Genomic DNA, 25,434 nt, shown 5'->3' with positions numbered 1-25,434 from the left:
GGCTGGCCGCAGGCCGAGTTCCGGCCTAACCGAAGCGGCAGGGCGCTGGCAAGTCTGCAATGGCATTACGGGAGATGCGGGAATGACGGAAATGTCGACGGTCAAGCGGATCGAGGCGGCGCGGGCGGCCATGTCCGACCTGCCGGAAGCGGGGCTGGACCTGCTGTTCCGCGCAGCGCAGACCCATCACGGCTGGCAGGACCGCCCCGTTCCGGCGCAGTTGCTGGAACAGGTGCTTGATCTGGCGAAGATGGGGCCGACCGCCTTCAACCAGCAACCGCTGCGGGTGATCTTCGTCACTACAGCCGAGGGCAAGGCCCGGTTGTCCCCGGCAATGAGCCGGGGCAACCATGACAAGACCATGGCAGCGCCCGCGACGGCGATCCTTTGCTACGATCTGGAGTTCTGGCGCAACCTGCCCGAGCTTTGGCCGCAGGCCGATGTGCAGGGGTACTACAACAAGTCCCTTGATGCGGCGCGGGAAAGTGCGCAGCGCAACGGCACATTGCAGGCGGGCTATTTCCTGATGGCGGCGCGGGCTTTGGGGCTGGATTGCGGGCCGATGTCGGGTTTCGATAAGGCGAAGGTGGCCGATGCCTTCCTGCAAGGGCGGCCGTGGGAGGTGAATTTCCTGATGAACCTTGGCTATGGCCTGCCGGAAAAGGTGAACCCGCGCGCGCCACGGCTGCCTTTTGCCCGCATGGCCGAGATCGTCTGACGCTGCGCTTGATCCGCCCCCGCACGGGCGCTAGGGAGGGCGGGGTCGCGATCCCGCGCAAGAGGAAGAGCAAGATGAGCCAACAAGACTCGTATGAGGTGACCGCCGACGAACTGCGCCAGTTCGTCGAACGGATCGAGCATCTGGAGCAGGAAAAGAAGGACATCGCCGAGCAGATCAAGGAAGTCTATGCCGAGGCCAAGGGCCGGGGCTATGACACCAAGGCGCTGCGGTCGATCATTTCCATGCGTAAGAAAGACAAGGACCAGCTGGCCGAGGAAGAAGCGGTGCTGGAAATCTACAAGCAGGCTCTGGGCATGCAGTGATGACCGGCCCCGCCTGTCCGGCGGGGCAGTCTTACGGCGCCGGGGCGGGGCTGCCGCCGCGCGGCAGGTGCCAGACCTGACCGGCGGCCAGTGTCGTCCAGTCGCCCGCCGTGCCATCAGGCCAGATCACCCGCACTTCGGCCTCTGATGCGGTGCCAAGGCCGAAATGGCGCGGGCCAAGTTGCCCGCTGCCATGGCCGCCGCCCACGGTGATTTCCTGCCTTTGGGTTTTGCCTCCGCTCCGCACTTCCACCCAGCCATTTACGGCGTCGCGGTTCGGTGCGGGCTGTTCCGGGCGCAGCGCGATCCAGGTGCCGGGCGCCCCGGTGCCGGTGTTACGCCAGATCTCTGCCGGGGCATTGCGGTTTACCACCACCAGATCCAGCCAGCCGTCGCCATCCAGATCTGTAACGGCGCCGCCACGCGCCACCTTCATCGACGCCACACCCGCCGCAGCCCCGGCCTCGTAAAACGTGCCGTCGGCGCGTTGCAGCAGCAGGTTGTTCGGGTCGTCCGCCGCAAAATCCGGCATGGCCGAGACATTGCCCTTGGCCACGAACAGATCGGCAAGGCAATCGTTGTTCACATCGGCAAACTCGGGGTGCCAGGCTGTCGAGGGCCGCACATCCCCGCCCGTATAGGGCCGCTGGGCATGGGCACCGCGCGGGAAGGCATCGTCACGGTAGCGCGGCGGGGCGTCCGGTCCGGGCTGCACCAGCACCTGCAACTTGTTGTCAGCCATCGAGGTGAGGTAAAACTCCGGATAGCCGTCGCCATCCAGATCGGCGCCAGCGATGCCCATGCCCCAGATCCGCAGCCGCTGCCAGCCCTCGTCCGGCGTGTAAAGCCGGGGCGCCGCGCCGGGGTCGAGATGCCAGAGCTGTTCCTGCCCGCCCTTGTAATATTCACGGTCATTCGACACCCGCAGGCTGGGTCGTCCGCTGCGGTTCCAGTCGGTGAACAGCATGGACAGGCTGCAATAGGATGGCGTCAGCGCCAGCGGCGGGGCAAAGCCGGTGGCGGTGCCACGGTGCAGCCAGTTGTCGGTGCAGCTTCCCCAGGGGAAAGCCTCTTCCGCACGGTCAATGTAATTGCCGATGGCGAGTGTGGGGAAGGCGCTGCCTGTCTCCCATGTGGCGGCGAAGGCGGTGGACCAGGCGTCGCCCCCGTCGAAGCCCCATAGCGCGCTGGCCGGTTCAAACCGGCAGCCGCCCAAGCCCCGCAACAGGCGATTTTCGCCAACGCGCAGCACCGCCAGGTCGGTGATGCCGTCGCTGTCGATGTCGACGGGCCATGCGCCTGTCACACCTTCCAGCGCGGTTTCGAGGCTATCGAGCGGGGTGAAGGCCAGCTTGCCGGGCGTGCTGTCATTGCGCCAGAGGCTCGCGGGGGCGGTGCCGCCTGCCATGAACAACTCGGGCCGCCCGTCGCCTGAACAGTCAAAAGCCGCGACGCCGCCGCCGACCATATATTGCCATTCGCCGGTGAAGCTGTGTTCCGGGCCGCCGGTGTAGGCTTCGAACCGGGGCACCGCCGGGGTTTCGGCCTGTGCGGGCAGGGTACCCAGAGCCAGCACCAGCAGGGCGCGGGCGGTCATTGCCGCATCCTCAGCGCGTTGGCATGGGTTGCGATGCAGGCGCCCTGTGCCAGACCGCGTTCGATGGCAGCGCGGAAGTGAATGCCGCCATACAGGCGCGAGATCGCCGCCTCCTGCGCTGCCGCGCGGAAATCGGCGAAATGGCGGGCGGGCAGGCCATCATCCTCATGCGTGCCATCGTCGAAGGCGTGATCCTCCCCGAAGATTGCCGTCATCACCTCCGCCGCCGCGCCGGACAGGGTGCTGTGGCCTGACGGGTATTCGGGGAAAGGCGGGGTGATCAGCTGCGGCTCCCATGCCGGGTCGATCACGCGGCGGATATAGGTCATGGGGCGCACCAGATCGAATTCGAACTTGCTGTGCCAGCAGCCGATGAATGCATCGGCCATGCCGATGCCCAGCCGTGCCAAGCCTTCAGCCAGCCGGTCATCGGACAGATTGGCAGCCTCCGCCTGATCCAGCAGGATGGTCAGCCAGTGGCCGGGCGGGGTAGGCGACAGCATCGGATCGTCCGACCAGAAGCGCGCGATGGCAAGCTGTTCGGGCGTCAGGCTGCGCGAGGTGTCATAGACCTCCTGCGCCTCGGCGTGGAAAGCAGACCCCGGCGCCTCGCTATAGGCGGGCGGCGCGGGCAGCGGGCAGGCATTGCCTTCCGGCATGGCAAAGGGCCGGTTGCGGCCCCAGTCGGGCAGCAGCGGTTTCTGTTGCTGCACAATGGCCGAAGTCGGCACCCAATGCGCGGGACCGGGGGTCAGCGTATAGGTTTCGGGGAACCCCATGTTCTCGACCCTGGCGCCGCCGTCGCCTTCGGACCAGGCGATGATGTGATCGGCTATGCGCTGCCCGGCGGCCAGGCTTTCGGCCACAAGCGCGGCATCGCGGTCCGCGCCCAGCCGGTCAGTCAGCCGCTTTTCCATCGCTGCCATGGCGCGTTGCCCGGTCGGGCCGGTATTGCCAAAGAAATAGGGCACGGCGCGGGCAAGGGCACCCTGCATGGTGATGGCCGGGTCCAGTCCTGCGGGCAGATCAGGCAGCGGTGACAGCCCGTTCAGCTGCCCCGCAAGGCTGGCTCCGCTGTCAGCGGTGGCGACCTGCACTTCCCAGGTCGTGACACCCAGATAGCCGAAGGCGCGGGCGGCGACAGGGGGGGAATAGGTCGGGGTGTGGCGGACAAGCTCCAGAACCAGACGATACCAGCCTGTCATCACCTCGGCGGCAGATGGCTGCTCGGCGCGGGCTGTTGCGGGCAACAGCAGCCCCGCACACAGCATCATCATGGCGACAAATCGCTGGAACATGGCGCTTCCCTCCCCGTTGGCGCTAACACCTTGTCGGGTGCGGCCAGCGAAAAGTCAAACGCCGTCTGTGCGGGGATCAGCCTGCCGGGACGACCGGCGGCTGGCAGAACAGCTCATAGACCATGCCGATGGCAGTGGCGACCTTGGGGTCCTGGATCGAGTAGTACATGACCTTCCCCTCGCGCCGGCAACTGACCAGCCCCTCCAGCCGCAGCCGGGCAAGCTGCTGGCTGACGGCGGCCTGCCGCGAGGACAGAAGGTGCTCCAGCTCGGTCACCGATTTCTCGCCCGCTTGCAGGTGGCACAGGATCATCAGCCGGCCCTCATGTGCCAGCGCCTTCAGGAACCCGGCTGCTGCCGTGGCCTGCACCATCATCTCTTCGGCCGAAAGCCCGCCGCAGCCTTCAAGCGGCTCCATCCCGCCTTCGGGTTCCACAGGGGTCAGTGCGGATGCGTTCATGTTCACCTCGGACCAGTCGCTCGCATCAAGATATGCAGATGTGGTCCATTTTGCAAATGCGGCACTCAGCCACCATGGGCGAAACCGCCCCAGGCACCCTGGCTGAACACCAGCGGCGCGCCGTCGCGCAGGCTGAAGCGCAGTACGCGCCCGACGATGATCAGGTGATCCCCCCCGTCATGGGTAGCGTGCTGTTCACAGTCGAACCGCGCCAGCGCGCCGGGGATCAGCGGCACACCCTCGGGATTGCGGTCGGGCAGGGTGTCGGCGAAGCCGGGACCACCGCGCCCGAACGCGGCGATCCGGTCGAACTGATCCACCCCGAGGATATGGATGGCATAGTGGCGGGCGGCGGCGAAAGCGGGAAAGCGGCTCGCGCTGCGGGCGGGCGACCACAGCACCAGCGCCGGGTCGAGCGAGACAGAGGCAAAGCTGTTGGCGGTAAAGCCCAGCGGCCCGTTCGGCCCTTCGGTGGTGACGAGTGTCACCCCGGTGGCGAAGCGTCCCAGCGCATCGCGGAAACTGCGCGCGGTTTCGGGGCCGGGAACCAGCACCGGGTCGGTAAGCTCTGCCGTCATGCTGCGGTTTCCTGCCTCGGACATGATGGTCCCGTTTTGCGGCATTGCAGCGGGCAGAGCAAGGCCGGGCGGCGGTCTTTTCCTGCCGGGCGCGGCAGGGTAGGCAGGGGCACAGGCGGCGGACGAGGGCAACGATGGGTGATTTCATTCTGGGCAATGCGGTTCTGGTTCTGCCCGACCGGCTGGTGCGCGGCGCACTGGTGGTTGCGGAAGGGCGCATCGCCGAAATCCGCGAAGGCGCCGATCTGCCGCCCGGTGCGCTGGATTGCGGCGGCGATTTTCTGGCACCGGGTCTGATTGAACTGCATACCGACAATCTGGAACGCCACACCGAGCCGCGCCCCAAAGTGCCGTGGCCGCATGAGGCGGCGATTCTGGCCCATGATGCCGAGCTTGCGGGCTGCGGGATCACCACGGTTTTCGATGCCTTGCGGGTGGGGTCCTTGCCCTCGCGCAAGAAGGGGCGGTATGGCGAATATGCCCGCGCGCTGGCCGATGACATTCTGGGCCTGCGCATGGCGGGGGTGCTGAAGATCGACCACCTGCTGCATCTGCGGGCCGAGATCTGTTCGGAAACCCTGCCGGAGGAACTGGCCAAGTTCGGCGCGGCCGATGGTGTGGGCATTGTCAGCCTGATGGATCATACGCCCGGCCAGCGGCAGTTCCGCGACCTGACGCAACTGCGGCATTACCTGATGGGCAAGCATGGCTTCACCGAGGCCGAGTTTGACGCACATGTCGCCGACCGTCTGGCGCTTTCGGCCGAGGTGGGCGCGGCGCATGAGGCTGCGGCGGTTGCGGCGGCGCGGCGGCTGGGCGCGCATCTCGCGAGCCATGATGATACCGCCGGCACGGATGTTGCGCAGTCCGCCGCACATGGTGCGCGCTTTGCCGAATTTCCGACCACGCCAGAGGCCGCACGGGCCTGTCAGGCGGCGGGAATCGCGGTGATGATGGGGGCGCCGAACGTGATCCGGGGCGGGTCGCATTCGGGCAATGTGGCCGCCGAAACGCTGGCGGTTGCGGGCTGTCTGGACATTCTGTCGTCTGATTATGTTCCTGCGGCCCTGCTGCTGGCGGCGCTGCGGCTGGGGGATCTGTGGTCTGATCTGCCACGCGGGGTTGCCACGGTGACGGCGGCGCCGGCAGCGGCGGTGGGCCTGACGGATCGCGGGCGGCTGGTGCCGGGGTTGCGGGCCGATCTGGTCCGCTTCCGCCGCCATGGCGCCACGGTGTTGCTGCGCGGCACCTGGGTCGCGGGGCAGCGTGTGGCCTGAGCCGATGTCGCCCCCGGTCATGCGCCTGCCATGAAACGGTGGCAGGATCGGCGGCAACATGGAGGTTTCGATGCGTCTTTCCGCCTTTTCCACCCCCGGCCGTTTCTGGCGCGGCAATCTGCACACCCATTCCAACCTGTCGGACGGGGCTCTGCCACCAGAGGAAGTTTGCCGCCGCTATCGGGCGGAAGGGTATGATTTCATGGCGTTGACCGATCACTTCGTCGGCTGCTTCGGCTATCCCGTTGCTGACACTGTGCCGTTCCGGGCCGAGGGCTTCACCACGCTGATCGGGGCGGAACTGCATTCCGGCCCGATGTCCAACGGCGAGCTGTGGCATATCCTCGCCGTTGGCCTGCCGCCGGATTTCGCGCCGGGCAATGCGCCGGACTTCCGTGTGCAGCCGGGGATGGAGACGGGGCCGGAAATTGCCGCCCGCGCCGTGGCGGCGGGGGCCTTCGTCGCCATCGCTCATCCGCAATGGTCGGGCCTGACGCTGGCGGATGCGCGCAGCCTGACGGCGGCCCATGCGGTCGAGGTCTACAACCACGGTTGCGCCATGGGCTGCGACCGGCCGGACGGCTTTGCCATCGCCGATCTGTTGCTGACCGAGGGGCGTGACCTCAGCCTGATAGCAACCGATGATGCGCATTTTTCCGAACCCGATCACTTTGGCGGCTGGGTCATGGTGAAGGCCACCGAGAACACGCCCGAGGCGCTGCTGGCGGCGCTGAAGTCGGGACAGTTCTACAGTTCACAAGGCCCGGAACTGCGTGATGTGGTGGTCGAAGGCAACCGGGTGATCGTGGAAAGCTCTGCCGTTGTCTCGGTCATCGTGCAGGGCGCGGGAACGGGGGCGAAGGCGGTACATGGCCAGTCGATGACCCGCGCCGAAGTGCCGCTTGAGCGGCTGGGCGCCTCGCCCTGGCTGCGCGTCACGGTGATTGATGCGGCCGGGCGGCGGGCCTGGTCAAACCCGGTGCGGCGCTGAGGTCTCGTCCAGATCGACCAGTTGCAGATAGGAGGTGCCGCTGCGCGTGGGCCTGACCGCGAATTGCGGCCCGGCGGCCTCCAGCATCCGCAGTGCGGGCGCGCGCAGGTCGGGGGCGCCGGGGTCCACCGACTCGGGGGACAGGGCACCGGTGATCAGGCGGCGCGGCTGCCGCCCCACCGTGCCCGACAGCGCAAGGCATCCCAGGGCCGTTTCGGCGCGGGTGCCATCGCTGGCCAGCGGCAGCAGGATCATCCTTCCGGTCAGGGCAGGGCGGCCCAGCCCTGTTTCCGCAGCCAGTGGCGCGTCAAGGATAGCGGGGCGCAGAAAGCACTGATCCAGCGCCACCGCCAGCCGGTTGCGGGCCACCGGATCGAACACCGCCGACAGAGGCATCCCACGCGCATCCATGCCCAGAAGCTCGGTGAAGCTGCTGCCCGCGATGCGCAGACGCCCGACGCCGGGTGCGATGCGTTCCACCAGAAAGGCGCCGCTCAGCGCCCCGGCAATGCCGCGCGGGTCGATCTCGGCGCGGAGCGGCAGCGCCCCGTCGCGGCGCAAAGCCTGCCAGTAGCCCCGGACTTCGGCAATCATCGCGGCGCAACCGGCGCCGGGGGGCTGGCTGTCCTCGCCCGATCCGCCCGGACCATTCCCGAAAAACCGCAATGCCATCGCCTTTCCTCCGCCAGTGCGTGCTGCGGGCCAAATTGCTTACCCGGGAATTAACATACAGGGATTTGTGGCCTTCGGAGCGGGAATCTATACAAATGGTTAAATGCACCGCCCGCGAAGGGCCGATCGGAGAAAGATGATGACGCATTCCATGACGGGCTTTGCCACCCGCAGAGGGCAGGGCGCGGGGGCGGGCTGGATCTGGGATCTGCGCTCGGTCAACGGGAAGGGGCTGGACCTGCGGCTGCGCGTGCCGGACTGGATCGACGGTCTGGAACAGGCGCTGCGCGCCGAACTGGGCCGGGCACTGGGGCGCGGCAACGTGAGCCTCAGCCTGCGCGTCACCCGTGATGCGCCGGAGGCCGAGGCGCTGCGGCTCAATCAGGCGACGCTGCGCGCGGTGCTGGGCGCGCTGGCGACGGTGGAGGCAGCGGCGATGGAAACCGGCGTGACGCTGACGCAACCGTCACCCGCCGATGTGCTGACCTGGCGCGGCGTGGTGGAAAGCGGCGGGGCAGAGGAAGATACCGCACCGCTGCGCGCCGCGATCCTGGCCGATCTGCCGCCGCTTCTGGCCGATTTCGCCGCTTCGCGTGCGGCGGAAGGGGCTGCGCTGCATACGGTGATCGCGGGCCAGATCGACCGCATCGCGGAATTGCGCGCCGAGGCCGCAGCCCAGGCGGGCCTGCGCGGCACCCGTCAGGCCGAGGCGCTGCGCGCGCAGGTCGGGCGCCTGCTGGAGGCCGCCGAGGCGGCGGATGAGACGCGACTCGCGCAGGAACTGGCGCTGATCGTTGTGAAAACCGATGTGACCGAGGAACTGGACCGCCTTGCCGCCCATGTGGAGGCCGCGCGCAAGCTGCTGGCGGAACCCGGCAGCGTCGGGCGCAAGTTCGATTTCCTGATGCAGGAATTCATGCGCGAGGCCAATACGCTGTGTTCCAAGGCGCAGGATATCGGGCTGACCCGCATCGGGCTTGACCTCAAGACGGTGATCGACCAGATGCGGGAACAGGTTCAGAACGTGGAATGACCATGACGCGCAAGGGTTTGCTGCTTATCCTCTCGTCGCCCTCGGGGGCGGGCAAATCGACGCTGGCGCGGCGGCTGATGGACTGGGATCCAACGCTGCGGTTTTCGGTTTCCGCCACCACCCGCGCGCCGCGTCCGGGCGAGGTGGACGGGCGCGAATATTACTTCAAATCGCGCGCTGAATTCGAGGCGATGGCGGCGGCGGGCGAAATGCTCGAACATGCCGAGGTGTTCGGCAATTTCTACGGTTCGCCCAAGGGGCCGGTGGAAACCGCGATGGCTGAGGGGCGCGATACGCTCTTTGACATCGACTGGCAGGGCGGGCAGCAGATCCGCAACTCCAGCCTTGGCCGTGATGTGGTGTCGATCTTCGTGCTGCCGCCCTCGATTGCCGAACTTGACCGCCGCCTGCGCGGCCGCGCGCAGGACAGCGACGAGGTGATCGCGGGCCGCATGGCGAAAAGCCGTGACGAGATCAGCCATTGGGCGGAATATGATTACGTCATCGTCAACCATGACATCGACCGGGCCTTCGAGGAGCTGGTGACGATCCTCAGGGCCGAACGCATGCGCCGCGACCGTCAGCCCGGCCTGTCGGAGTTTGTGCGCGGCCTGAACAGGGAGTTTGACGCGCGATGATCTATGAGCTTGACGGTGTGGCGCCGCAGATCGCCCCGGATGCCTGGGTGGCGCCGGATGCCAATCTGATCGGCAAGGTGGTGCTGGAAGCGCGCGCCTCGGTCTGGTTCGGCGTGACCATGCGCGGCGACAACGAGGAAATCCGCGTCGGTGCCGGGTCTAATGTGCAGGAAAACTGCGTGCTGCATACCGATATGGGCTATCCGTTGGTCATCGGCGCCAACTGCACGATTGGGCACAAGGCGATGCTGCATGGCTGCATCATCGGCGACGGCAGCCTGATCGGGATGGGGGCCACCGTGCTGAATGGCGCGAAGATCGGCAAGGGTTGCCTGATCGGCGCCGGGGCGCTGATCACCGAGGGGAAGGAAATCCCCGATGGCAGTCTGGTCATGGGCGCGCCGGGCAAGGTGGTGCGGGTGCTGGACGAGGCCGCGCGGGCGCGGCTCTTGAAATCTGCGGAAGGCTACCGCGCCAATGCGGCGCGGTTCCGGGCCGGGATGAAGCCGGTCGCGGGCTGATCAGGCTTTGCCTTCCAGCCCCGCCGCTGCGGCGCCGGTCGCGCCGGGGATGGGCATGGTGAAGGTCTCCGCGAAGCTGGTGTAATCGTGATAGCCGACGCGGGCGAGCGGCCGGATTTTCGCGTAATCCAGCTTGCCATCCGGTGTCAGCACATGATCGGCGACATGGATGCGCACGACCTCGCCGAACACCACATCGACCCAGCCGTGCCCTGAATTGCCGCGCAGGCGGTGGGTGGAGAGGTAACGGCATTCGAAATGCGCCGGGCTTTCGGCCACGCGCGGCCCCGGCGCGTCGATGCAGGGTGCGGCGGTGACGCCCGCGCGCAGGAATTCATCGTCACCCTCGGGCCATTCCACCGCGCTCTGGTTCATTGCCTCGCGCAGGTCATAGGTGCACATGTTCCAGACGAACCAGCCGGTTTCCTCGGCATTGATCACGGTATGTTTGCGGCGGCCGTCGGAATACTGATTGGCGGCGAACATCACCATCGGCGGATCGAAGGTCAGGTTCTGCCACTGGCTGTAGGGCGCGAGATTGGCGACCCCGGCTTTCGAGATGGTGGACAGCCAGCCGATCGGACGCGGCACGGTGCAGGCCTTGAACGGGGAATAGGGCAGCGGGCAGGGTTCGGACCCCGGAGCGTAATGCATGTAAGGTTCCTTCCGTTGGCGCGGGTTTTCCGGTGCGGACCGGGGGTTTCACACCCCCGGACCCCCGTGGAGTATTTCGGCAAGAAGCAGGAAGCTCAATTGCCGAGGATGCCGGGCAGGCGCAGCCCGTGATCGCGCGCGCAATCGAGTGCGATGTCATAGCCCGCATCGGCATGGCGCATGACGCCAGAGGCCGGATCGTTCCACAGCACGCGTTCGAGGCGTTTCGCGGCCTCGGGCGTGCCGTCGGCCACGATCACCACACCCGAATGCTGCGAGAAGCCCATGCCGACGCCGCCGCCGTGATGCAGGCTGACCCAGGTGGCGCCCGAGGCGGTGTTGGTCAGCGCGTTCAGGAGCGGCCAGTCCGACACAGCATCCGAGCCGTCACGCATGGCTTCGGTCTCGCGGTTGGGCGAGGCGACGGAGCCCGAGTCGAGGTGGTCGCGGCCGATGACCACGGGGGCCTTGAGTTCGCCGCTGGCAACCATCTCGTTGAACATCAACCCGGCGCGGTGGCGGTCGCCAAGGCCGATCCAGCAGATGCGCGCGGGCAGGCCCTGGAAGGCGATGCGTTCGCCCGCCATGTCAAGCCAGCGGTGCAGGTGTTTGTTTTCCGGGAAGAGTTTCTTCATCGCGGCATCGGTTTTCGCAATGTCCTCGGGGTCGCCGGAGAGCGCGGCCCAGCGGAACGGGCCGATGCCCTTGCAGAACAGCGGGCGGATATAGGCGGGGACGAAGCCGGGGAAGGCGAAGGCGTTTTCCAGCCCCTCGTCCCTGGCCACCTGGCGGATGTTGTTGCCGTAATCGAGGGTGGGCACACCGGCCTCATGGAAGCCCACCATGGCCGCGACATGCTGTTTCATCGAGGCGCGGGCGGCGCGTTCGACTTCGACAGGCGCGGTTTCCTGTTTGGCGCGCCAGTCGCCCACGCTCCACCCCGCCGGGCAGTAACCATGCAGCGGGTCATGGGCGGAGGTCTGGTCGGTCACGATGTCGGGACGGGGGCCGCCCTCCTTCATGCGCTTCAGGAGTTCGGGGAATACCTCGGCGGCGTTGCCCAGCAGGCCCACCGATTTGGCTTCGCCCTTCGCCGTCCAGTCGGCGATCAGCGCCAGCGCCTCATCCAGCGTTTTCGCCTTGGCATCAACGTAGCGGGTGCGCAGGCGGAAGTCGATGCGGGTCTCGTCCACCTCGACCGCGAGGCAGCAGGCCCCGGCCATCACGGCGGCCAGCGGCTGCGCGCCGCCCATGCCGCCAAGACCGCCGGTCAGCACCCATTTGCCGGTCAGATCGCCTGCGTAATGCTGGCGTCCGGCCTCGGCGAAGGTCTCGTAGGTGCCCTGCACAATGCCTTGGGTGCCGATGTAGATCCACGACCCGGCGGTCATCTGGCCGTACATCATCAGGCCCTTGCGATCCAATTCGTTGAAATGTTCCCATGTCGCCCAATGCGGCACAAGGTTCGAATTGGCGATCAGCACGCGGGGGGCATCGGCATGGGTGCGCACGATGGCGACGGGTTTGCCCGATTGCACCAGCAGGGTTTCATCGGCCTCCAGATCCTTCAGCGCGGCGCAGATGCGGTCGAAATCCTCCCACGTCCGGGCGGCGCGGCCGATGCCGCCATAGACCACCAGCTCATGCGGGTTTTCCGCCACATCGGGGTGGAGGTTGTTCATCAGCATGCGCAGCGCCGCTTCGGCCTGCCAGTTCTTTGCATTCAGCGTGGTGCCGGTGGGCGGATAGATGTCGCGGGTGTTGTGACGGCTGTTCATGGAAGAGATCCTCAGGCGAGCAGATGGGCGGCGATGATGCCGCGCTGGATTTCGGAAGAGCCTTCGTAGATCCGCATGATGCGGACATCGCGGGCGTGGCGTTCAAGCGGGAAATCGGCGGTGTAGCCATAGCCGCCATGCAGTTGCAGCGCGCCATCGGTGACGCGCCCGGCCATTTCGGAGGCAGCGAGTTTGGCCATGCTGGCGGCCTCGCTGAAGCGCAGGCCGAGGGCGCGTTGGCGCGCGGCCTCCAGCGCCAGAAGGCGGGCAGAACGCAGGTCCAGCGCCATGTCGGCCAGTTGCCAGCGGATGCCCTGACGATTGGCCAGCGGCTCGCCGCCGATGATGCGGGTCTTGCTCCACTCCACGGCGGCGTCCAGCGCTGCCTGTGCGATGCCGATGCACATGGCGGCGACCTCGACCCGGCCATTGTCCAGCACCTTCATCGCGGTGCGGAAGCCGGTGCCTTCGTCACCCAGCAACGCCTCTGGCGGCAGGTGGCAATCCAGATCCAGTTCCCACACATGGCCGCCGCGCAGACCCATGGTGCGTTCGGCGCGGCCGGGCGTCAGGCCGGGAGTGCCTTTCGGCACGAGGAAGGCGCTGATGCCCCTGTGGGCTTTGGCCGGATCAGTGACGGCGTAGACGATGACGAAATCGGCCACGCCGCCGTTGGAGATGAAGCATTTGGCGCCCTTGAGGTGCCAGCCGGTCGCGGTGCGGCTGGCACGGGTGCGCATATCGGCGGGGTCGGACCCGGCGTTGCGTTCGGTCAGCGCAAAGGCCCCCAGCGTGGTGCCTTCGGCGGCCATGGGCAGCCAGTGATCGCGCTGAGCTCCGGTGCCGCCGATCAGGATGGAATCGGTAGCAAGGTAATGCGCGGTCAGCGCCGAGACGGTGGACCCGCAGCCGCCCGCCACAAGTTCGACCGCCCTGAGCAGCGCCTGCGCGCTGATCCCCGCGCCCCAGGGCTCTGGCAGGTTGGCACCCATCATGCCGGTCGCGGCCAGCGCCGCGAGCTGGTCATGGACGAAGGCGCCGCTTTCATCTGTCGCGGCGGCTTTCGGCGCCAGTTCCTGCGCGCAGAAGCGGGCGAGTATGTCGAGGAAGGCGCGTTCCTCGTCGCTGAGCATATGGAAAAGGTCAGTCATGGTCGGCAAGTCCAAGGCGGTGCAGGATCGCGGCGCGGTCGGCGCCAAGCTGCGGCGCGGAGGTGGAGGAGATCGGCTTTTCGCCATTGAAGCGAACGGGTTGCCCGATGGTCCTGGCATGCCCCAGCACCGGATGCGGCAGGTCGCTGACCAGCCCGCGCGCCTGCGCATGGGGGCTTTCCGCCGCCTGCGCCAGCGTTTGCACCTCGGCTGTGGGGATGCCCGCGCCAGCAAGGGCGACGACCACTTCGGCCATTGGGCGCGGGCTGGTCCAGGCTTCGATCATCGCGCGGACCTCGGGTTCATGCGCGGTGCGGGCCTCATCCGTTGCCAGATGCGGTGCGGGCGTCACGCCGATCAGGGCGCAAAGCCGCTGCCACTGACCATCGCCCAGCACCGCGATCACCGCCTGCCCGTCGGCGCAGGCGAAGCATCCGAAGGGGGTGGACAACGGGTGACGGTTGCCGGTGCGCGCGGGCGCCTTCCCGGCGTAGAAATGCAGTGCATGGCTGGTGGGCAGCAGGGAGAACAGCGCGTCAAACATTGCCACGTCGATCATGGCGCCTTCTCCAGTGCGGTCACGCTGGTGCAGCGCGGCGAGGATGGCCCAGCTTGCGTAAAGACCGGCCATCAGATCGCCGTAGCTTTCGCCCACCTTCAGGGCCGCGCCGCCTTCCTCGCCCGTTGCGGCCATCAGGCCGGACATGGCCTGCGCCACAAGATCATAGGCCGGAAGGTGTGCTGCCGGGCCAGACTGGCCGAAGCCGGAGATCGAGGCATAGATCAGCCCCGGTTTCGCCCCGCGCAGATCCTCGGCGCCCAGCCCCAGACGTGAAGCGACGCCGGGGCGGAAGTTTTCCACCACCACATCGCACTGCAGCGCAATGTCGCGGGCAAGCGCCTGATCCGCCGGGGATTTCAGATCCAGAACGATGGATTGCTTCCCCCGGTTCACCAGCGTGAACAGCGCGCTTTCACCCTGCACGAAGGGGCCGATATGGCGGTAGTCATCGCCTGAGGGCGGCTCCAGCTTGATGATTTCAGCGCCCAGATCGGCCAGCAGCGCGGTGCAGAACGGACCCGCCAGAACGCGGGTCAGATCGAGCACGCGCAGGCCGTCCAGCGGCTTCATGCCAGCGCCGGGGGCGCAATGCCCGCCGCCTCCACCAGTGCGCCGCTGCCGGCCAGACGCGCAGCGGTAGCCAGATCGGGCGCCATGTAGCGGTCGTCTTTCAGCGACGGAACCTCCGTCCGCAACCGCGCCACCACCCCCGCCAGTGGTGCAGAGGTCGCCAGCGGTGCGCGGAATTCCACGCCCTGCGCGGCACACAGCGCCTCGACCCCCAGAATGACGTTCAGGTTGTCGACCATGCGCCCCAGCCGCCGCGCGCCATGCGCAGCCATGGAGACGTGATCCTCCTGATTGGCGGAGGTCGGCGTGCTGTCGGTGACGCAAGGGTGGGCCAGATGCTTGTTCTCGCTCATCAGCGCCGCGGTGGTGACTTCGGCGATCATCAGGCCCGAATTGAGGCCGGGGTTCGGCGTCAGGAAAGGCGGCAGGTCGAAGCTGAGCGTCGGGTCTACCATCAGCGCCACGCGGCGCTGCGCGATGGCGCCGGTCTCGCTGAGCGCAAGGGCGATCATATCTGCTGCAAAACCAACGGGTTCTGCGTGGAAGTTGCCACCCGAGACAATGGCCCCGTCGCTGAGCACAAGCGGATTGTCGGTGGCGGCATTGGCCTCGATCTCCAGCGTGCGGGCGGCCTGGCGCAGAATGTCCATCGCGGCGCCGGTCACCTGCGGCTGGCAGCGGATGCAGTAAGGGTCCTGCACCCGGCTGTCGCCTTCGCGGTGGCTTTCGCGGATCTCCGACCCGTCCAGCAGCGCGCGCATGAAGGCGGCGGCTTCGATCTGTCCGACGTGACCGCGCAGCGAATGGATTTCCGGCCGCAGGGGCGCGGTCGATCCCATGATCGCATCGGTGGAGAGGGCCGAGACAGTCAGCGCGGTCGTGGCCGCACGCCAGGCGCCAAACAGGCCGGCCAGCGCATAGGCGGTGGAAAACTGCGTGCCGTTGATCAGCGCCAGCCCTTCTTTCGGGCCAAGTGTGATCGGCGAAAGACCAGCATCGGCAAGGGCTTCGGCGGCGGGTTTTACCTGGCCTGCGAACTCTGCCTCGCCAGCGCCCAGCATGGCGGCGGCCATATGTGCCAGCGGAGCCAGATCACCCGAGGCGCCGACCGAGCCCTGCGCCGGGATCACCGGGGTCACGCCCTTGTCGAGCATCGCCTCCAGCATCGCCACGACCTCCCACCGCACGCCCGAGGCACCACGGCCCAGCGACAGCAGCTTCAGCGCCATCATCAGCCGCGCGGTGGCGCGGGGCATCGGGTCGCCCACGCCGCAGCAATGGCTGAGGATCAGGTTTTTCTGAAGCGTTGCAGTATCTTGTGCGGCAATCTTCAGGCTCGCCAGCTTGCCGAAGCCGGTGTTCACCCCATAGACCGGCACGTCGCCCGCGGCGGCGGCGGCGATTCTGGCTGCGGCGGCTTCGACGCCTGCGCGGGCCTCGGGTGCCAGACGCGCCGGGGCTTCGGTGCGCCACAGCCGTTCAAGCTGGTCAAGCGTGGTTTGGCCGGGGATCAGGATTTCAGGCGTCAAGTTGGCCTCCGAAGATGCGGGCGTGAAGGGGCGTGGCCCCGATGCGATAGGCGAGTTCTGCCGGGTGCCGGGCCTGCCAGATCGCCAGATCGGCGCGGAAGCCGGGCGCGATCCGGCCTTCCTCGGTCTGACCCAGTGCGCGGGCGGCGATGCGGGTGGCGCCGGACAGCGCCTCTTCCGGTGTCAGGCGGAACAGGGTGCAGGCCATGTTCATGGCAAGGCAGAGCGAGGTCATCGGCGCGGTGCCGGGGTTGCAATCTGTCGCGACTGCCATGTCGACCCCTGCCGCGCGCAGCGCCGCCACGGGCGGAAGCTGCGTTTCGCGCAGGGCGTAGAAGGCGCCGGGCAGGATCACCGCCACCGTACCCGCCGCTGCCATGGCCTGCGCGCCTTCGGCATCCAGATACTCCAGATGGTCGGCACTCAGCGCCCCGTGCCGCGCCGCCAGCGCCGCGCCATGCAGGTTCGACAATTGTTCGGCATGAAGCTTGACGGGCAGGTTCAATGCGCGTGCCTCGGCAAAGACGCGGGCGATCTGGTCGGGGGAAAAAGCGATACCCTCGCAGAAACCGTCCACCGCATCGACCAAGCCTTCGGCATGGGCGCGGTGCAGGGCGGGGATCACCTGTTCGGTGATGTAATCATCGGCGCGACCTTTGTATTCGGCCGGAATGGCATGGGCACCAAGGAAGGTGGTGCTGATCCGCACCGGGCGCAGGGTGGCCAGCCGCCGCGCCACGCGCAGCATCCGAAGCTCGGTCTCGATGTCCAGGCCATAGCCCGATTTGACCTCGGTCCGCGTCACGCCCTCGGTCAGCATCTGGTCCAGCCGGGGCAGAGCCTGCGCGAGCAGGCTGTCCTCTGATGCCGCGCGGGTTGCGCTTACGGTCGAGACAATGCCACCGCCGGCGCGGGCGATTTCTTCGTAAGAGGCGCCGGTCAGCCGCATCTCGAATTCCCGTGCGCGATTGCCGCCAAACACCAGATGGGTGTGACAGTCGATCAGGCCCGGCGTCACCAGCCGTCCGCCCAGATCGGTGACAGGTGCGGCCGAGGCAGGCAGGTCGCCCATCGGCCCGACCCAGGCAATGCGGTCGCCTTCAAGGACAATGGCGGCCTCGGGAATCAGGCCATAGCCCCCCGTCATCGTCGCTACTGTGGCATTGGTCAGAATCATCGCGCTCCCCGCTTGATTTTGTCTGCGCTTGATGTGATTATTTCTGCACATAATAACATCTGTCAAGAGGATGCGATGACGGTGATCTGGGCGGAGACGGCATTGCTGCCGAATGGCTGGGCCGAAGCGGTACGCGTGGAGATGGCGGAGGGGCGCATTACGTCCGTCACGCCGGGCACCGCGCCCGAAGGGCAGCGGGTCGGCTGCCTGCTGCCCGCCGGGCAGAACCTGCATTCGCACGCATTCCAGCGCGCCATGGCGGGGATGACAGAGCGGCGCGGCGCAGGGCAGGATTCGTTCTGGACCTGGCGGACCCTGATGTATCGCTTCCTCGACCATCTGACGCCCGAGGATGTGCAGGCCATCGCCGCGCTGGTGCAGGTGGAGATGCTGGAGGCCGGTTTTGCCGGGGTCAGCGAGTTTCATTACCTGCATCATCAGCCGGGCGGTGCCCCCTATGCCGATCTGGCCGAAATGTCGGCGCGTATCGTCGCGGCGGCGGCAGAGACCGGCATCGGGCTGACGCTCTTGCCGGTCGCTTACGAACGCGGCGGCTGTGACGGGCGGGCGCTGACCACGGGGCAGTTGCGTTTTGGCAATGCGCCTGATCGCTTCGCCCGGCTGCATGAGGCCGCCGCGAAGGCGGTCGCGACGCTACCGGACGGCGTGATCGGCGTGGCGCCGCATTCGTTGCGCGCGGTGCGCCCGGAAACCCTGGCCGCGATGCCGGGCTTCGGTGGGCCGGTGCATCTGCATCTGGCCGAACAGGTGGCCGAGGTGGAGGAAGTGCAGGCAGCTTACGGCGCACGGCCGACCGAATGGCTGCTGGCGCATGCGCCCGTGGATGCGCGCTGGTGCCTGATCCATACGACGCAGATGCTGCCCGCCGAGACAGAGGCGCTGGCACGCACGGGCGCGGTGGCGGGGCTGTGCCCGATCACCGAGGCCAATCTGGGCGACGGCATCTTTGACGGAATGCGCTGGCAGGCGGCGGGCGGTGTGTTCGGCGTGGGCTCGGACAGCAATATCCGCATCTCGCAGGCCGAGGAATTGCGGTCCTACGAATATTCGCAGCGTCTGCGTGATCGGGGCCGGGCGATGCTGGCGACCGCCGATGCCTCGAACGGGCGGGTGCTGGTGGAAAGTGCGGCGCGGGGTGGGGCGCAGGCGGGCGGTCGGGCCGCCGGGGCGATTGCGCCAGGGCTGTGGGCCGATCTTCTTGCGCTGGACACCGGCGCGCTGATGCTGGAGGGGCGGCGCGAGGATGCAATACTGGACGCCTGGATTTTCGCGGGCGATGATCGGCTGGTGGCCGATCTGTGGTCCGCAGGGCGTCATGTCGTGCAGGGCGGACGCCATGTGGCGCGCGACAGTATCGAGGCACGCTACCGCGCGGTCATGCGGCGGCTTGTGGGGGTCATGTAACGGCTTCGGGCCTCAAAGGTCCGGCGCGCGCGGGCGACTGGGTCCAGGTCTGGGTTCCGGGTGGGAAGCGGTACAAGGGCGGCTGCCCCCGGTCTCCGGCCACCCTCCGGGATATTTTGTCAGAGTGAAAGAGCCGCGTCTCAGAGGACCGGCGCCTTGTCGATGCGGGACAGCGGTTCATTCACATCAAGGATCAGGCCACGGATGCCGGTGACGCCGAAGCCCTGAAGCCGGGCGGTATGCATGGTCAGATAGGCTTCGGCCTCGGCCCGGCTGGCAAAGCCGTAGATGCCGCCCGCGATGCCCTGCGCCTGATCCTCGGTCCAGTATTTGAACAGGAAGCCCGGCTCGGCTGCGATGGATTGCGCCAGCCCTTCGAAAGCGGAGGCCATTTCGGCACCCCAGGGGCCGGAATGGGGAAAATCGACCTGAACGAGGGTGACGGGCATCGGGGCCTCCTGCATGCGTTGCAGGGCGAGGCTAGGCGGCGCGGGGCGGGCTGTCCAGTGGCTCGGGGCCTGCGGCGGCGAGGCGGCGGCGCACGATGCGGGTGAGGCGGCGGTGCAGCGGCGAGATACGGTGCCGCAGGTGCAATGCGGCATAGACCGGCTGGCGCAGCACCGGCGCATCGCTCACCCGGCGAAAATGGCCGCTGGCAACAAGCCCGGTCGCGGTTTTCTCCAGCACATAACCCGCGCCGCCCATCGCGGTCAGCAGGCTGGCGACGGTGGCGCTTTGGCCAACCGAAATGGCGGAGCCTGCGAGTTGCGGCGTCACCTCGCGGTGCATCCGTTCAAATGCGGGCGAGAAATGCGCGAAGACAAAACTGTCGGGGCTGACCTGTTCCAGCGTCTCGGCCTCGGACGAGACCATGACATAGGGCACTTCGCCCACGGTTTCGAAATGCAGATCGGGGTGGGGCTTGGGCGAGAACATCACCGCAAAATCCTGCACCCCGGTCAGCAGGTCGGCGCACATCTGATTGGAGTAATCGGGCTCGATATAAAAGGCGGTTTCCGGCAGGGCGCGGCGGAAATCGGCGACCCATTCGCCGATATGCTGGGCGGCAAGGTCATTCTGGATGCCCAGCCGGATCAGCTGTGCCGCGCGATCGGGCAGGCGGATGCGGCGGCGCGCCTCGTTCCACTCATGGCGCAGGCTGCGGGCATGGGATTCGAAGCGCCGCCCTTCCATCGTCAGATCGGTGCCTGCGCGGGACCGGGCAAAAAGCCGGGTGCCCAACGCCGCTTCCAGCGCCGCGATCCGGGCCGAGACGGTGCTTTGCGTTACGTCCAGCCGTTCGGCGGTGCGGTTGAAGCTGCGCGTCTCGCAAAGGTCGAGAAACGTGTCCAGAAGGTCGATCTGCATGGCGGCACCGTGATCGGGTTTTCCGATCAATAGGGCGCGTCCGGGTGAATTGAAAGCGCGAAGATGCGGGCCGATACTCCGCCCAAACAGGGAGTGGATCATGGCGGATTTTCCGACGACGGCGCGGGTTGTGATCATCGGGGGTGGGGCGGTCGGGGCCTCGGCGCTTTACCATCTGGCGAAGGCGGGATGGAGCGATTGCGTGCTGCTGGAGAAGAACGAACTGACCGCCGGGTCCACCTGGCATGCGGCAGGCAATGTGCCGACCTTTTCCTCAAGCTGGTCGATCATGAACATGCAGCGCTATTCGGCGCAACTCTATCGCGGCCTTGGGGCCGAGGTCGATTATCCGATGAACTACCATGTCACCGGCTCGGTCCGGCTGGCGCATACGGCGGAACGCTTGCAGGAATTCAAACGTGTCGTCGGCATGGGGCGCTATCAGGGGATGGACCTTGATATCCTGTCGCCTGAGGACATCCGCACGCGCTATCCCTTCCTTGAAACGCACGACCTGACCGGGGCGCTTTACGATCCCTATGACGGCGACATCGACCCGGCGCAGCTGACGCAGGCTTTGGCCAAGGGGGCGCGTTCCATGGGCGCGCGGATCGAGCGCTTCTGTCCGGCGACCGGCGTGCGGCGCGAGGGCGGCGACTGGGTGGTTTCAACGCCGAAGGGCGAGATCCGCTGTGAATTCGTGGTGAATGCTGCGGGTTACTATGCCCGCGAGGTCGGCAAATGGTTTGGCCGCGACGTGCCGATGATGGTGATGAGCCATCAGTACATGCTGTTCGACACCATCCCCGAGATCGAAAGCTGGTCGAAAGAGGTGGGCCACAAGCTGCCGCTGCTGCGCGACGTGGACAGCAGCTATTACCTGCGGCAGGAAAAGTACGGCTTCAACCTTGGCCCCTATGAGCGCAATTGCAAGGCGCATTGGGTGACGAAGGACGATCCCTTCCCCGAGGATTTCAGCTTCCAGCTTTTCCCCGACGATCTGGAGCGGCTGGAATGGTATATCGCCGATGCCATGGCGCGGGTTCCCCTGCTGGAAAAGGCGGCGCTGACCAAGGTGATCAACGGGCCGATCCCTTATACACCGGACGGCAATCCGCTGATCGGGCCGATGCCGGGGGTGCCCAATGCCTTCGAGGCCTGCGTTTTCACCTTCGGCATCTGTCAGGCCGGGGGCGCGGGCAAGGTGCTGGCGGAATGGGTGACCGAGGGCGCGACCGAATGGGACATGTGGTCCTGCGACCCGCGCCGCTTCACCGGCTGGGAAGATCGCGACTATTGCGTGCAGAAAGGGATGGAGGTTTACGGCCACGAATATGCCATCCACTTCCCGCATCATGCCTGGCCTGCGGCGCGCGACCGCCGCCTCAGCCCGGTGCATGCTCAGACCATGGCGCTGGGCGCGCAGTATGGCGCCTATAACGGCTGGGAACGTGCGCTGTGGTATGCGCGGCCGGGCGATGACATATCCGAAGCAGGCACCCAGACCTGGCGTCGCGAAGGTCCCTGGTTCGGCGCGGTGGCCGAGGAATGCGCGGCGGTGCGGGATGCGGCGGGGATTCTGGATCTGCCGGGCTTCTCGCGCTTCCGCCTGACGGGGCCGGGCGCGGCGGAGTGGCTCGCACGGCAGATCAGCGGCAAGGTGCCGTCGGTCGGGCGGCTGGGGCTGGCCTATTTCGCCGATGACAAGGGCCGCATCGTCACCGAGATGTCGGTGGCGCGGCTGGCGGAGGACGAGCTTTGGCTCATCACCGCCGCCACGGCGCAGGCGCATGACCGCGAATGGCTGGAACGCCATCTCGAACCGGGGCTGCGCCTCACCGATGAAAGCGCCGATTGGGCGACGCAGATCCTGACCGGGCCGAATGCGCGCGCCATCCTTGCCGGGGTGGCGGAGGCAGATCTTTCCCGCCCCTGGCTGACCTGGCAGACGGCGGTGATCGCCGGGGCGGATTGCCTGCTGATGCGGGTCAGCTTCGCGGGCGAACTTGGCTGGGAAATCCATTCCCGCAACGCCGATACGCCGCGCATCTGGGAGGCAGTGATGGCCGCCGGCCAAGGGCATGGGCTGAAACCCTTTGGCATGTTTGCGCTCAACAGCCTGCGGGTGGAAAAGGGCTATCGTGCATGGAAAGGCGATCTTTCGACCGATTACACCCTGCTGCAAGGCGGGCTGGAGCGCTTCATCGACTGGTCGAAACCTGCGTTCAGGGGCAAGACGGCGCTGGAGGCGGAAAAGCAGGCGGGGGTCAGCAAGCGTTTTGCCACGCTGGTGATCGAGACCGGCGATTTCGACCCGCCCTATATGTCGACGATCTGGCACGAGGGTCAGGTGGTCGGCGAACTGACCAGTGGCTACTGGGGTCACCGCGTCGGCGCCTGCATCGGGCTGGGCATGATCCGCGCCGATCTGGCGGTGCCGGGCACCGAGGTCGAGGTGGAAATCTTCGGCGAGAAGCTGAAAGCGCGGGTGCAGAAGGATGAACCGCTCTGGGATCCGGCCAATGCGCGGATCCGGGCGTGACGCAAATTTCTTGCAAAGAAATTTGCAAAAGTTTTCGGAAAACTTTTGCCCGCAGGCGGCGGGCGCAGGAGCGGTGACATGACGGAACTTCCGCAAAAGGCGCGGGCGGTGATCATCGGGGGCGGGGTCTCGGGTTGTTCGGTCGCCTATCATCTGGCGAAGGCCGGGTGGCGCGACATCGTGCTGCTGGAGCGCAAGCGGCTGACTTCAGGCACCACATGGCATGCGGCAGGGCTGATCGGGCAGTTGCGCGGTTCCGCCAACATGACGCGGCTGGCGAAATATTCGGCCGATCTTTACGTCCGGCTGGCGCAGGAAACCGGGGTGGAAACGGGGATGCGGCAGGTCGGCTCGATCTCGGTCGCGCTGACGAAGGAACGGCATGAGGAACTGTTGCGTCAGGCCACGGTGGCGCGCATCTTCGACGTGGCGGTGCACGAGATCTCGCCCGCCGAGGTCAAGGCCATGTATCCGCATCTGAACACCGATGGCGTGGTGGGGGCGGTGCATCTGCCGCTGGACGGGCAATGCGACCCGGCCAATATTGCCATGGCGCTGGCCAAAGGCGCGCGGATGCAGGGCGCGACGATTGCCGAGAACGTCAAGGTTACCGGCGTGACCGAGGCGGCCGAGAATGGCCGCCGTCGCGTGACCGGCGTGTCCTGGCAACGGGGCGAGGCGCAGGGTCATATCGCTGCCGATGTCGTCATCAACTGCGGCGGCATGTGGGGGCGTGATCTGGCGGCCTCCAGCGGTGTCACGCTGCCCCTGCATGCCTGCGAGCATTTCTATCTGGTGACGGAAGGCATTGACGGCCTCGGCCATCTGCCGGTGCTGCGGGTGCCGGACGAATGCGCCTATTACAAATCGGACGCGGGCAAGATGATGGTCGGTGCGTTTGAGCCGAAGGCGAAACCCTGGGGCATGGGCGGCATCCGCGAGGATTTCGAATTCGACACCCTGCCAGAGGACTGGGACCATTTCGCGCCGATCCTTGAGATGGCGACCAATCGTATGCCGCTGTTTGAAACGGCGGGCATCCATACCTTCTTCAACGGGCCGGAAAGCTTTACCCCCGATGACCGCTATTATCTGGGGGAGGCGCCGGAACTGGGCGGTTACTGGATTGCGGCGGGCTATAACTCGGTCGGCATCGCCTCCTCCGGTGGGGCGGGCATGGCGCTGGCGCATTGGATCACCGAGGGCGAGGCGCCGTTTGACCTGTGGGAGGTGGACATCCGCCGCGCCCAGCCGTTCCAGAAGAACCGCCGCTACCTGAAAGAGCGGGTGAGCGAAACGCTGGGCCTGCTTTACGCCGACCATTTCCCCTATCGCCAGATGGCCACCGCGCGCGGGGTGCGGCGATCACCGCTGCACGAGCACCTGAAGGCGCGCGGCGCGGTCTTTGGCGAGGTCGCGGGATGGGAGCGGGCGAACTGGTTCGCGGCCGAGGGGCAGGAACGGGACTACCGCTATTCGTGGAAGCGGCAGAACTGGTTTGACAATCAGCGCACCGAACATATGGCGGTGCGGACCGGCGTCGGCCTTTTCGACATGACGAGCTTCGGCAAGATCCGGGTCGAGGGGCGTGATGCGGCGGCTTTCCTCAACCGGGTCTGCGCCAATCAGATCGACGTGGCGCCGGGGCGGATCGTCTATACCCAGATGCTGAATGAACGCGGCGGCATCGAAAGCGACCTGACGGTGACGCGGCTTTCGGAAACCGTCTTCCTGCTGGTGGTGCCGGGGGCGACGCTGCAACGCGATCTGGCCTGGCTGCGGCGGCATCTGGGCGAGGATTTTGCGGTCATCACCGATGTGACGGCGGGTGAGGCGGTGCTGTGCCTGATGGGGCCGCAAGCGCGGGCGGTGATGGAACGGATCAGCCCGAACGATTTTTCCAACGCCGCGCATCCCTTCGGCACTGCGCGCGAAATCGAGATCGGCATGGGCCTCGCCCGCGCGCATCGGGTGACTTATGTGGGCGAACTGGGCTGGGAGATCTATGTGCCGACCGATCAGGCCGCGCATGTCTTCGAGGCGCTGGAGGAAGCCGCGCCGGAGATGAAGCTGTGTGGCCTGCATACGCTCGACAGTTGCCGCATCGAAAAGGCGTTCCGCCACTTCGGCCATGACATTACCGACGAGGATCATGTGCTGGAAGCGGGCCTCGGCTTTGCAGTGCGGACCTCGAAACCCGGTTTCATCGGGCGCGAGGCGGTGCTGCGGAAAGAAGAGGCCGGGCTTTCGCGCCGCATGGTTCAGTTTCGCCTGAAAGACCCCGAACCGCTGCTGTTCCATAACGAAGCCATCGTGCGGGATGGCCGGATCGTCGGGCCGGTGACCAGCGGCAACTATGGCCATGCGCTCGGTGGGGCCATCGGCATGGGCTATGTGCCCTGCGCGGGCGAGAGCGAGGCGGAGGTTCTGGCCTCGCGCTACGAGATCGAGGTGGCGGGGGTGCGACATGCGGCCGAGGCCTCGCTGGTGCCGATGTATGATCCGAAGGCCGCGCGGGTGCGGATGTAGGGCTATCTGAACCGAATCCGGGGGGCTGTCTGCCCCGTCG

At 66.8% G+C, this 25,434-nt stretch carries 23 protein-coding genes; 10 read left to right on the top strand and 13 right to left on the bottom strand.

Annotated elements, in window-relative coordinates; all coding sequences use genetic code 11:
* The first annotated feature begins 82 nt into the window (after positions 1 to 82).
* Positions 83 to 718, top strand: a complete 636-nt coding sequence (locus C8N34_RS20390; RefSeq protein ID WP_235451286.1) for a malonic semialdehyde reductase — start codon at positions 83 to 85, stop codon at positions 716 to 718.
* Positions 719 to 792: 74 nt separating this feature from the next.
* Positions 793 to 1,044 carry a DUF2312 domain-containing protein gene (locus tag C8N34_RS20385; RefSeq protein ID WP_054303252.1) on the top strand — a complete coding sequence of 84 codons (252 nt, stop codon included), beginning with the start codon at positions 793 to 795 and terminating at the stop codon, positions 1,042 to 1,044.
* A 31-nt stretch (positions 1,045 to 1,075) separates the two neighbouring features.
* Here C8N34_RS20385 and C8N34_RS20380 read toward each other — a convergent pair whose 3' ends face one another.
* From C8N34_RS20380 to C8N34_RS20365, 4 genes are all read right to left on the bottom strand, one after another.
* A complete protein-coding gene (locus C8N34_RS20380) occupies positions 1,076 to 2,641 on the bottom strand; it encodes a CRTAC1 family protein (RefSeq protein WP_108130291.1) in 1,566 nt (521 codons plus the stop codon).
* Positions 2,638 to 3,939: a vanadium-dependent haloperoxidase gene (locus tag C8N34_RS20375; protein ID WP_199750718.1), complete on the bottom strand. Its 1,302-nt coding sequence runs from the start codon at positions 3,937 to 3,939 to the stop codon at positions 2,638 to 2,640. The genes C8N34_RS20380 and C8N34_RS20375 overlap by 4 nt, the downstream gene beginning before the upstream one ends.
* A 76-nt stretch (positions 3,940 to 4,015) precedes the next feature.
* The gene (locus C8N34_RS20370) at positions 4,016 to 4,357 is read right to left on the bottom strand and encodes an ArsR/SmtB family transcription factor (protein WP_054303250.1); all 342 of its coding nucleotides are present in this window, start codon (positions 4,355 to 4,357) and stop codon (positions 4,016 to 4,018) included.
* 107 nt (positions 4,358 to 4,464) lie between these two features.
* Entirely contained in the window at positions 4,465 to 4,977 is a 513-nt protein-coding gene (locus C8N34_RS20365; protein WP_054303271.1) for a flavin reductase family protein, read from the bottom strand.
* Between the two features lie 134 nt (positions 4,978 to 5,111).
* On the opposite strand from C8N34_RS20365, the gene C8N34_RS20360 reads away from it, so the two are divergent.
* Together C8N34_RS20360 and C8N34_RS20355 are read left to right on the top strand one after the other, a co-directional pair.
* Positions 5,112 to 6,254, top strand: a complete 1,143-nt coding sequence (locus C8N34_RS20360; RefSeq protein WP_108130290.1) for an alpha-D-ribose 1-methylphosphonate 5-triphosphate diphosphatase — start codon at positions 5,112 to 5,114, stop codon at positions 6,252 to 6,254.
* Between the two features lie 70 nt (positions 6,255 to 6,324).
* Positions 6,325 to 7,245, top strand: a complete 921-nt coding sequence (locus tag C8N34_RS20355) for a CehA/McbA family metallohydrolase (protein WP_108130323.1) — start codon at positions 6,325 to 6,327, stop codon at positions 7,243 to 7,245.
* Here the strand turns inward: C8N34_RS20355 and C8N34_RS20350 are convergent.
* Positions 7,225 to 7,917 carry a PAS domain-containing protein gene (locus tag C8N34_RS20350; RefSeq protein WP_108130289.1) on the bottom strand — a complete coding sequence of 231 codons (693 nt, stop codon included), beginning with the start codon at positions 7,915 to 7,917 and terminating at the stop codon, positions 7,225 to 7,227. The genes C8N34_RS20355 and C8N34_RS20350 overlap by 21 nt on opposite strands.
* A gap of 139 nt (positions 7,918 to 8,056) precedes the next feature.
* Between C8N34_RS20350 and C8N34_RS20345 the strand changes: the two genes are divergently transcribed.
* From C8N34_RS20345 to C8N34_RS20335, 3 genes are read left to right on the top strand one after another with little or no spacing between them, the layout of a single operon-like run.
* Complete coding sequence (locus tag C8N34_RS20345; protein WP_108130322.1) at positions 8,057 to 8,950, top strand: YicC/YloC family endoribonuclease; 894 nt, start codon at positions 8,057 to 8,059, stop codon at positions 8,948 to 8,950.
* 2 nt (positions 8,951 to 8,952) lie between these two features.
* Positions 8,953 to 9,588, top strand: coding sequence for a guanylate kinase (gene gmk, locus C8N34_RS20340; RefSeq protein ID WP_108130321.1), 636 nt, complete (start codon positions 8,953 to 8,955; stop codon positions 9,586 to 9,588).
* Positions 9,585 to 10,109 (top strand): gamma carbonic anhydrase family protein, encoded by a 525-nt coding sequence (locus C8N34_RS20335; RefSeq protein WP_108130288.1) that lies wholly within the window; start codon positions 9,585 to 9,587, stop codon positions 10,107 to 10,109. Before gmk ends, C8N34_RS20335 begins: the two co-directional genes overlap by 4 nt.
* Here the strand turns inward: C8N34_RS20335 and C8N34_RS20330 are convergent, their stop codons facing one another.
* The 6 genes from C8N34_RS20330 to hutI form a co-directional block, all read right to left on the bottom strand.
* Positions 10,110 to 10,763, bottom strand: a complete 654-nt coding sequence (locus tag C8N34_RS20330; protein ID WP_054303246.1) for a flavin reductase family protein — start codon at positions 10,761 to 10,763, stop codon at positions 10,110 to 10,112.
* Positions 10,764 to 10,858: 95 nt separating this feature from the next.
* Positions 10,859 to 12,541 (bottom strand): urocanate hydratase, encoded by a 1,683-nt coding sequence (gene hutU, locus C8N34_RS20325; protein WP_108130287.1) that lies wholly within the window; start codon positions 12,539 to 12,541, stop codon positions 10,859 to 10,861.
* 11 nt (positions 12,542 to 12,552) lie between these two features.
* A complete protein-coding gene (locus C8N34_RS20320) occupies positions 12,553 to 13,692 on the bottom strand; it encodes an acyl-CoA dehydrogenase family protein (RefSeq protein WP_108130320.1) in 1,140 nt (379 codons plus the stop codon).
* The gene (locus C8N34_RS20315; RefSeq protein WP_108130286.1) at positions 13,685 to 14,824 is read right to left on the bottom strand and encodes a CaiB/BaiF CoA transferase family protein; all 1,140 of its coding nucleotides are present in this window, start codon (positions 14,822 to 14,824) and stop codon (positions 13,685 to 13,687) included. Before C8N34_RS20315 ends, C8N34_RS20320 begins: the two co-directional genes overlap by 8 nt.
* The gene (hutH, locus tag C8N34_RS20310) at positions 14,821 to 16,353 is read right to left on the bottom strand and encodes a histidine ammonia-lyase (RefSeq protein ID WP_108130285.1); all 1,533 of its coding nucleotides are present in this window, start codon (positions 16,351 to 16,353) and stop codon (positions 14,821 to 14,823) included. The genes C8N34_RS20315 and hutH overlap by 4 nt, the downstream gene beginning before the upstream one ends.
* Entirely contained in the window at positions 16,343 to 17,530 is a 1,188-nt protein-coding gene (hutI, locus tag C8N34_RS20305; protein ID WP_242013859.1) for an imidazolonepropionase, read from the bottom strand. Before hutI ends, hutH begins: the two co-directional genes overlap by 11 nt.
* Before the next feature lie 75 nt (positions 17,531 to 17,605).
* Between hutI and C8N34_RS20300 the strand changes: the two genes are divergently transcribed.
* Positions 17,606 to 18,955 (top strand): formimidoylglutamate deiminase, encoded by a 1,350-nt coding sequence (locus C8N34_RS20300; protein ID WP_108130283.1) that lies wholly within the window; start codon positions 17,606 to 17,608, stop codon positions 18,953 to 18,955.
* A gap of 140 nt (positions 18,956 to 19,095) precedes the next feature.
* On the opposite strand, the gene C8N34_RS20295 is transcribed toward C8N34_RS20300, so the two are convergent.
* Entirely contained in the window at positions 19,096 to 19,404 is a 309-nt protein-coding gene (locus C8N34_RS20295; RefSeq protein WP_108130282.1) for a monooxygenase, read from the bottom strand.
* 31 nt (positions 19,405 to 19,435) lie between these two features.
* Entirely contained in the window at positions 19,436 to 20,353 is a 918-nt protein-coding gene (locus C8N34_RS20290) for a LysR family transcriptional regulator (RefSeq protein WP_242013858.1), read from the bottom strand.
* 70 nt (positions 20,354 to 20,423) lie between these two features.
* Between C8N34_RS20290 and C8N34_RS20285 the strand changes: the two genes are divergently transcribed.
* The gene (locus C8N34_RS20285) at positions 20,424 to 22,865 is read left to right on the top strand and encodes a GcvT family protein (RefSeq protein WP_054303238.1); all 2,442 of its coding nucleotides are present in this window, start codon (positions 20,424 to 20,426) and stop codon (positions 22,863 to 22,865) included.
* Positions 22,866 to 22,943: 78 nt separating this feature from the next.
* A complete protein-coding gene (locus C8N34_RS20280; protein WP_108130281.1) occupies positions 22,944 to 25,394 on the top strand; it encodes a GcvT family protein in 2,451 nt (816 codons plus the stop codon).
* Positions 25,395 to 25,434: the final 40 nt, after the last annotated feature.

The sequence above is a fragment of the Gemmobacter caeni genome (assembly GCF_003054195.1).
Classification (GTDB): Bacteria; Pseudomonadota; Alphaproteobacteria; order Rhodobacterales; family Rhodobacteraceae; genus Gemmobacter; species Gemmobacter caeni.
The sequence above is the reverse complement of the archived record's forward strand: the minus strand, read 5'-3'. Positions and strand labels throughout refer to the sequence as shown.

What these genes read in the sequence shown, in the direction of transcription:
- C8N34_RS20370 (WP_054303250.1), bottom strand. Translation starts at nt 4,357, where the DNA reads ATGGAGCCGCTTGAAGGCTGCGGCGGGCTTTCGGCCGAAGAGATGATG.
- C8N34_RS20360 (WP_108130290.1), top strand. Translation starts at nt 5,112, where the DNA reads ATGGGTGATTTCATTCTGGGCAATGCGGTTCTGGTTCTGCCCGACCGG.
- C8N34_RS20355 (WP_108130323.1), top strand. Translation starts at nt 6,325, where the DNA reads ATGCGTCTTTCCGCCTTTTCCACCCCCGGCCGTTTCTGGCGCGGCAAT.
- C8N34_RS20315 (WP_108130286.1), bottom strand. Translation starts at nt 14,824, where the DNA reads ATGAAGCCGCTGGACGGCCTGCGCGTGCTCGATCTGACCCGCGTTCTG.
- C8N34_RS20285 (WP_054303238.1), top strand. Translation starts at nt 20,424, where the DNA reads ATGGCGGATTTTCCGACGACGGCGCGGGTTGTGATCATCGGGGGTGGG.
- gmk (WP_108130321.1), top strand. Translation starts at nt 8,953, where the DNA reads ATGACGCGCAAGGGTTTGCTGCTTATCCTCTCGTCGCCCTCGGGGGCG.
- C8N34_RS20390 (WP_235451286.1), top strand. Translation starts at nt 83, where the DNA reads ATGACGGAAATGTCGACGGTCAAGCGGATCGAGGCGGCGCGGGCGGCC.
- hutI (WP_242013859.1), bottom strand. Translation starts at nt 17,530, where the DNA reads ATGATTCTGACCAATGCCACAGTAGCGACGATGACGGGGGGCTATGGC.
- C8N34_RS20320 (WP_108130320.1), bottom strand. Translation starts at nt 13,692, where the DNA reads ATGACTGACCTTTTCCATATGCTCAGCGACGAGGAACGCGCCTTCCTC.
- C8N34_RS20335 (WP_108130288.1), top strand. Translation starts at nt 9,585, where the DNA reads ATGATCTATGAGCTTGACGGTGTGGCGCCGCAGATCGCCCCGGATGCC.
- C8N34_RS20385 (WP_054303252.1), top strand. Translation starts at nt 793, where the DNA reads ATGAGCCAACAAGACTCGTATGAGGTGACCGCCGACGAACTGCGCCAG.
- C8N34_RS20300 (WP_108130283.1), top strand. Translation starts at nt 17,606, where the DNA reads ATGACGGTGATCTGGGCGGAGACGGCATTGCTGCCGAATGGCTGGGCC.
- C8N34_RS20380 (WP_108130291.1), bottom strand. Translation starts at nt 2,641, where the DNA reads ATGACCGCCCGCGCCCTGCTGGTGCTGGCTCTGGGTACCCTGCCCGCA.
- C8N34_RS20330 (WP_054303246.1), bottom strand. Translation starts at nt 10,763, where the DNA reads ATGCATTACGCTCCGGGGTCCGAACCCTGCCCGCTGCCCTATTCCCCG.
- C8N34_RS20280 (WP_108130281.1), top strand. Translation starts at nt 22,944, where the DNA reads ATGACGGAACTTCCGCAAAAGGCGCGGGCGGTGATCATCGGGGGCGGG.
- C8N34_RS20295 (WP_108130282.1), bottom strand. Translation starts at nt 19,404, where the DNA reads ATGCCCGTCACCCTCGTTCAGGTCGATTTTCCCCATTCCGGCCCCTGG.
- C8N34_RS20350 (WP_108130289.1), bottom strand. Translation starts at nt 7,917, where the DNA reads ATGGCATTGCGGTTTTTCGGGAATGGTCCGGGCGGATCGGGCGAGGAC.
- C8N34_RS20345 (WP_108130322.1), top strand. Translation starts at nt 8,057, where the DNA reads ATGACGCATTCCATGACGGGCTTTGCCACCCGCAGAGGGCAGGGCGCG.
- hutU (WP_108130287.1), bottom strand. Translation starts at nt 12,541, where the DNA reads ATGAACAGCCGTCACAACACCCGCGACATCTATCCGCCCACCGGCACC.
- C8N34_RS20365 (WP_054303271.1), bottom strand. Translation starts at nt 4,977, where the DNA reads ATGACGGCAGAGCTTACCGACCCGGTGCTGGTTCCCGGCCCCGAAACC.
- C8N34_RS20375 (WP_199750718.1), bottom strand. Translation starts at nt 3,939, where the DNA reads ATGTTCCAGCGATTTGTCGCCATGATGATGCTGTGTGCGGGGCTGCTG.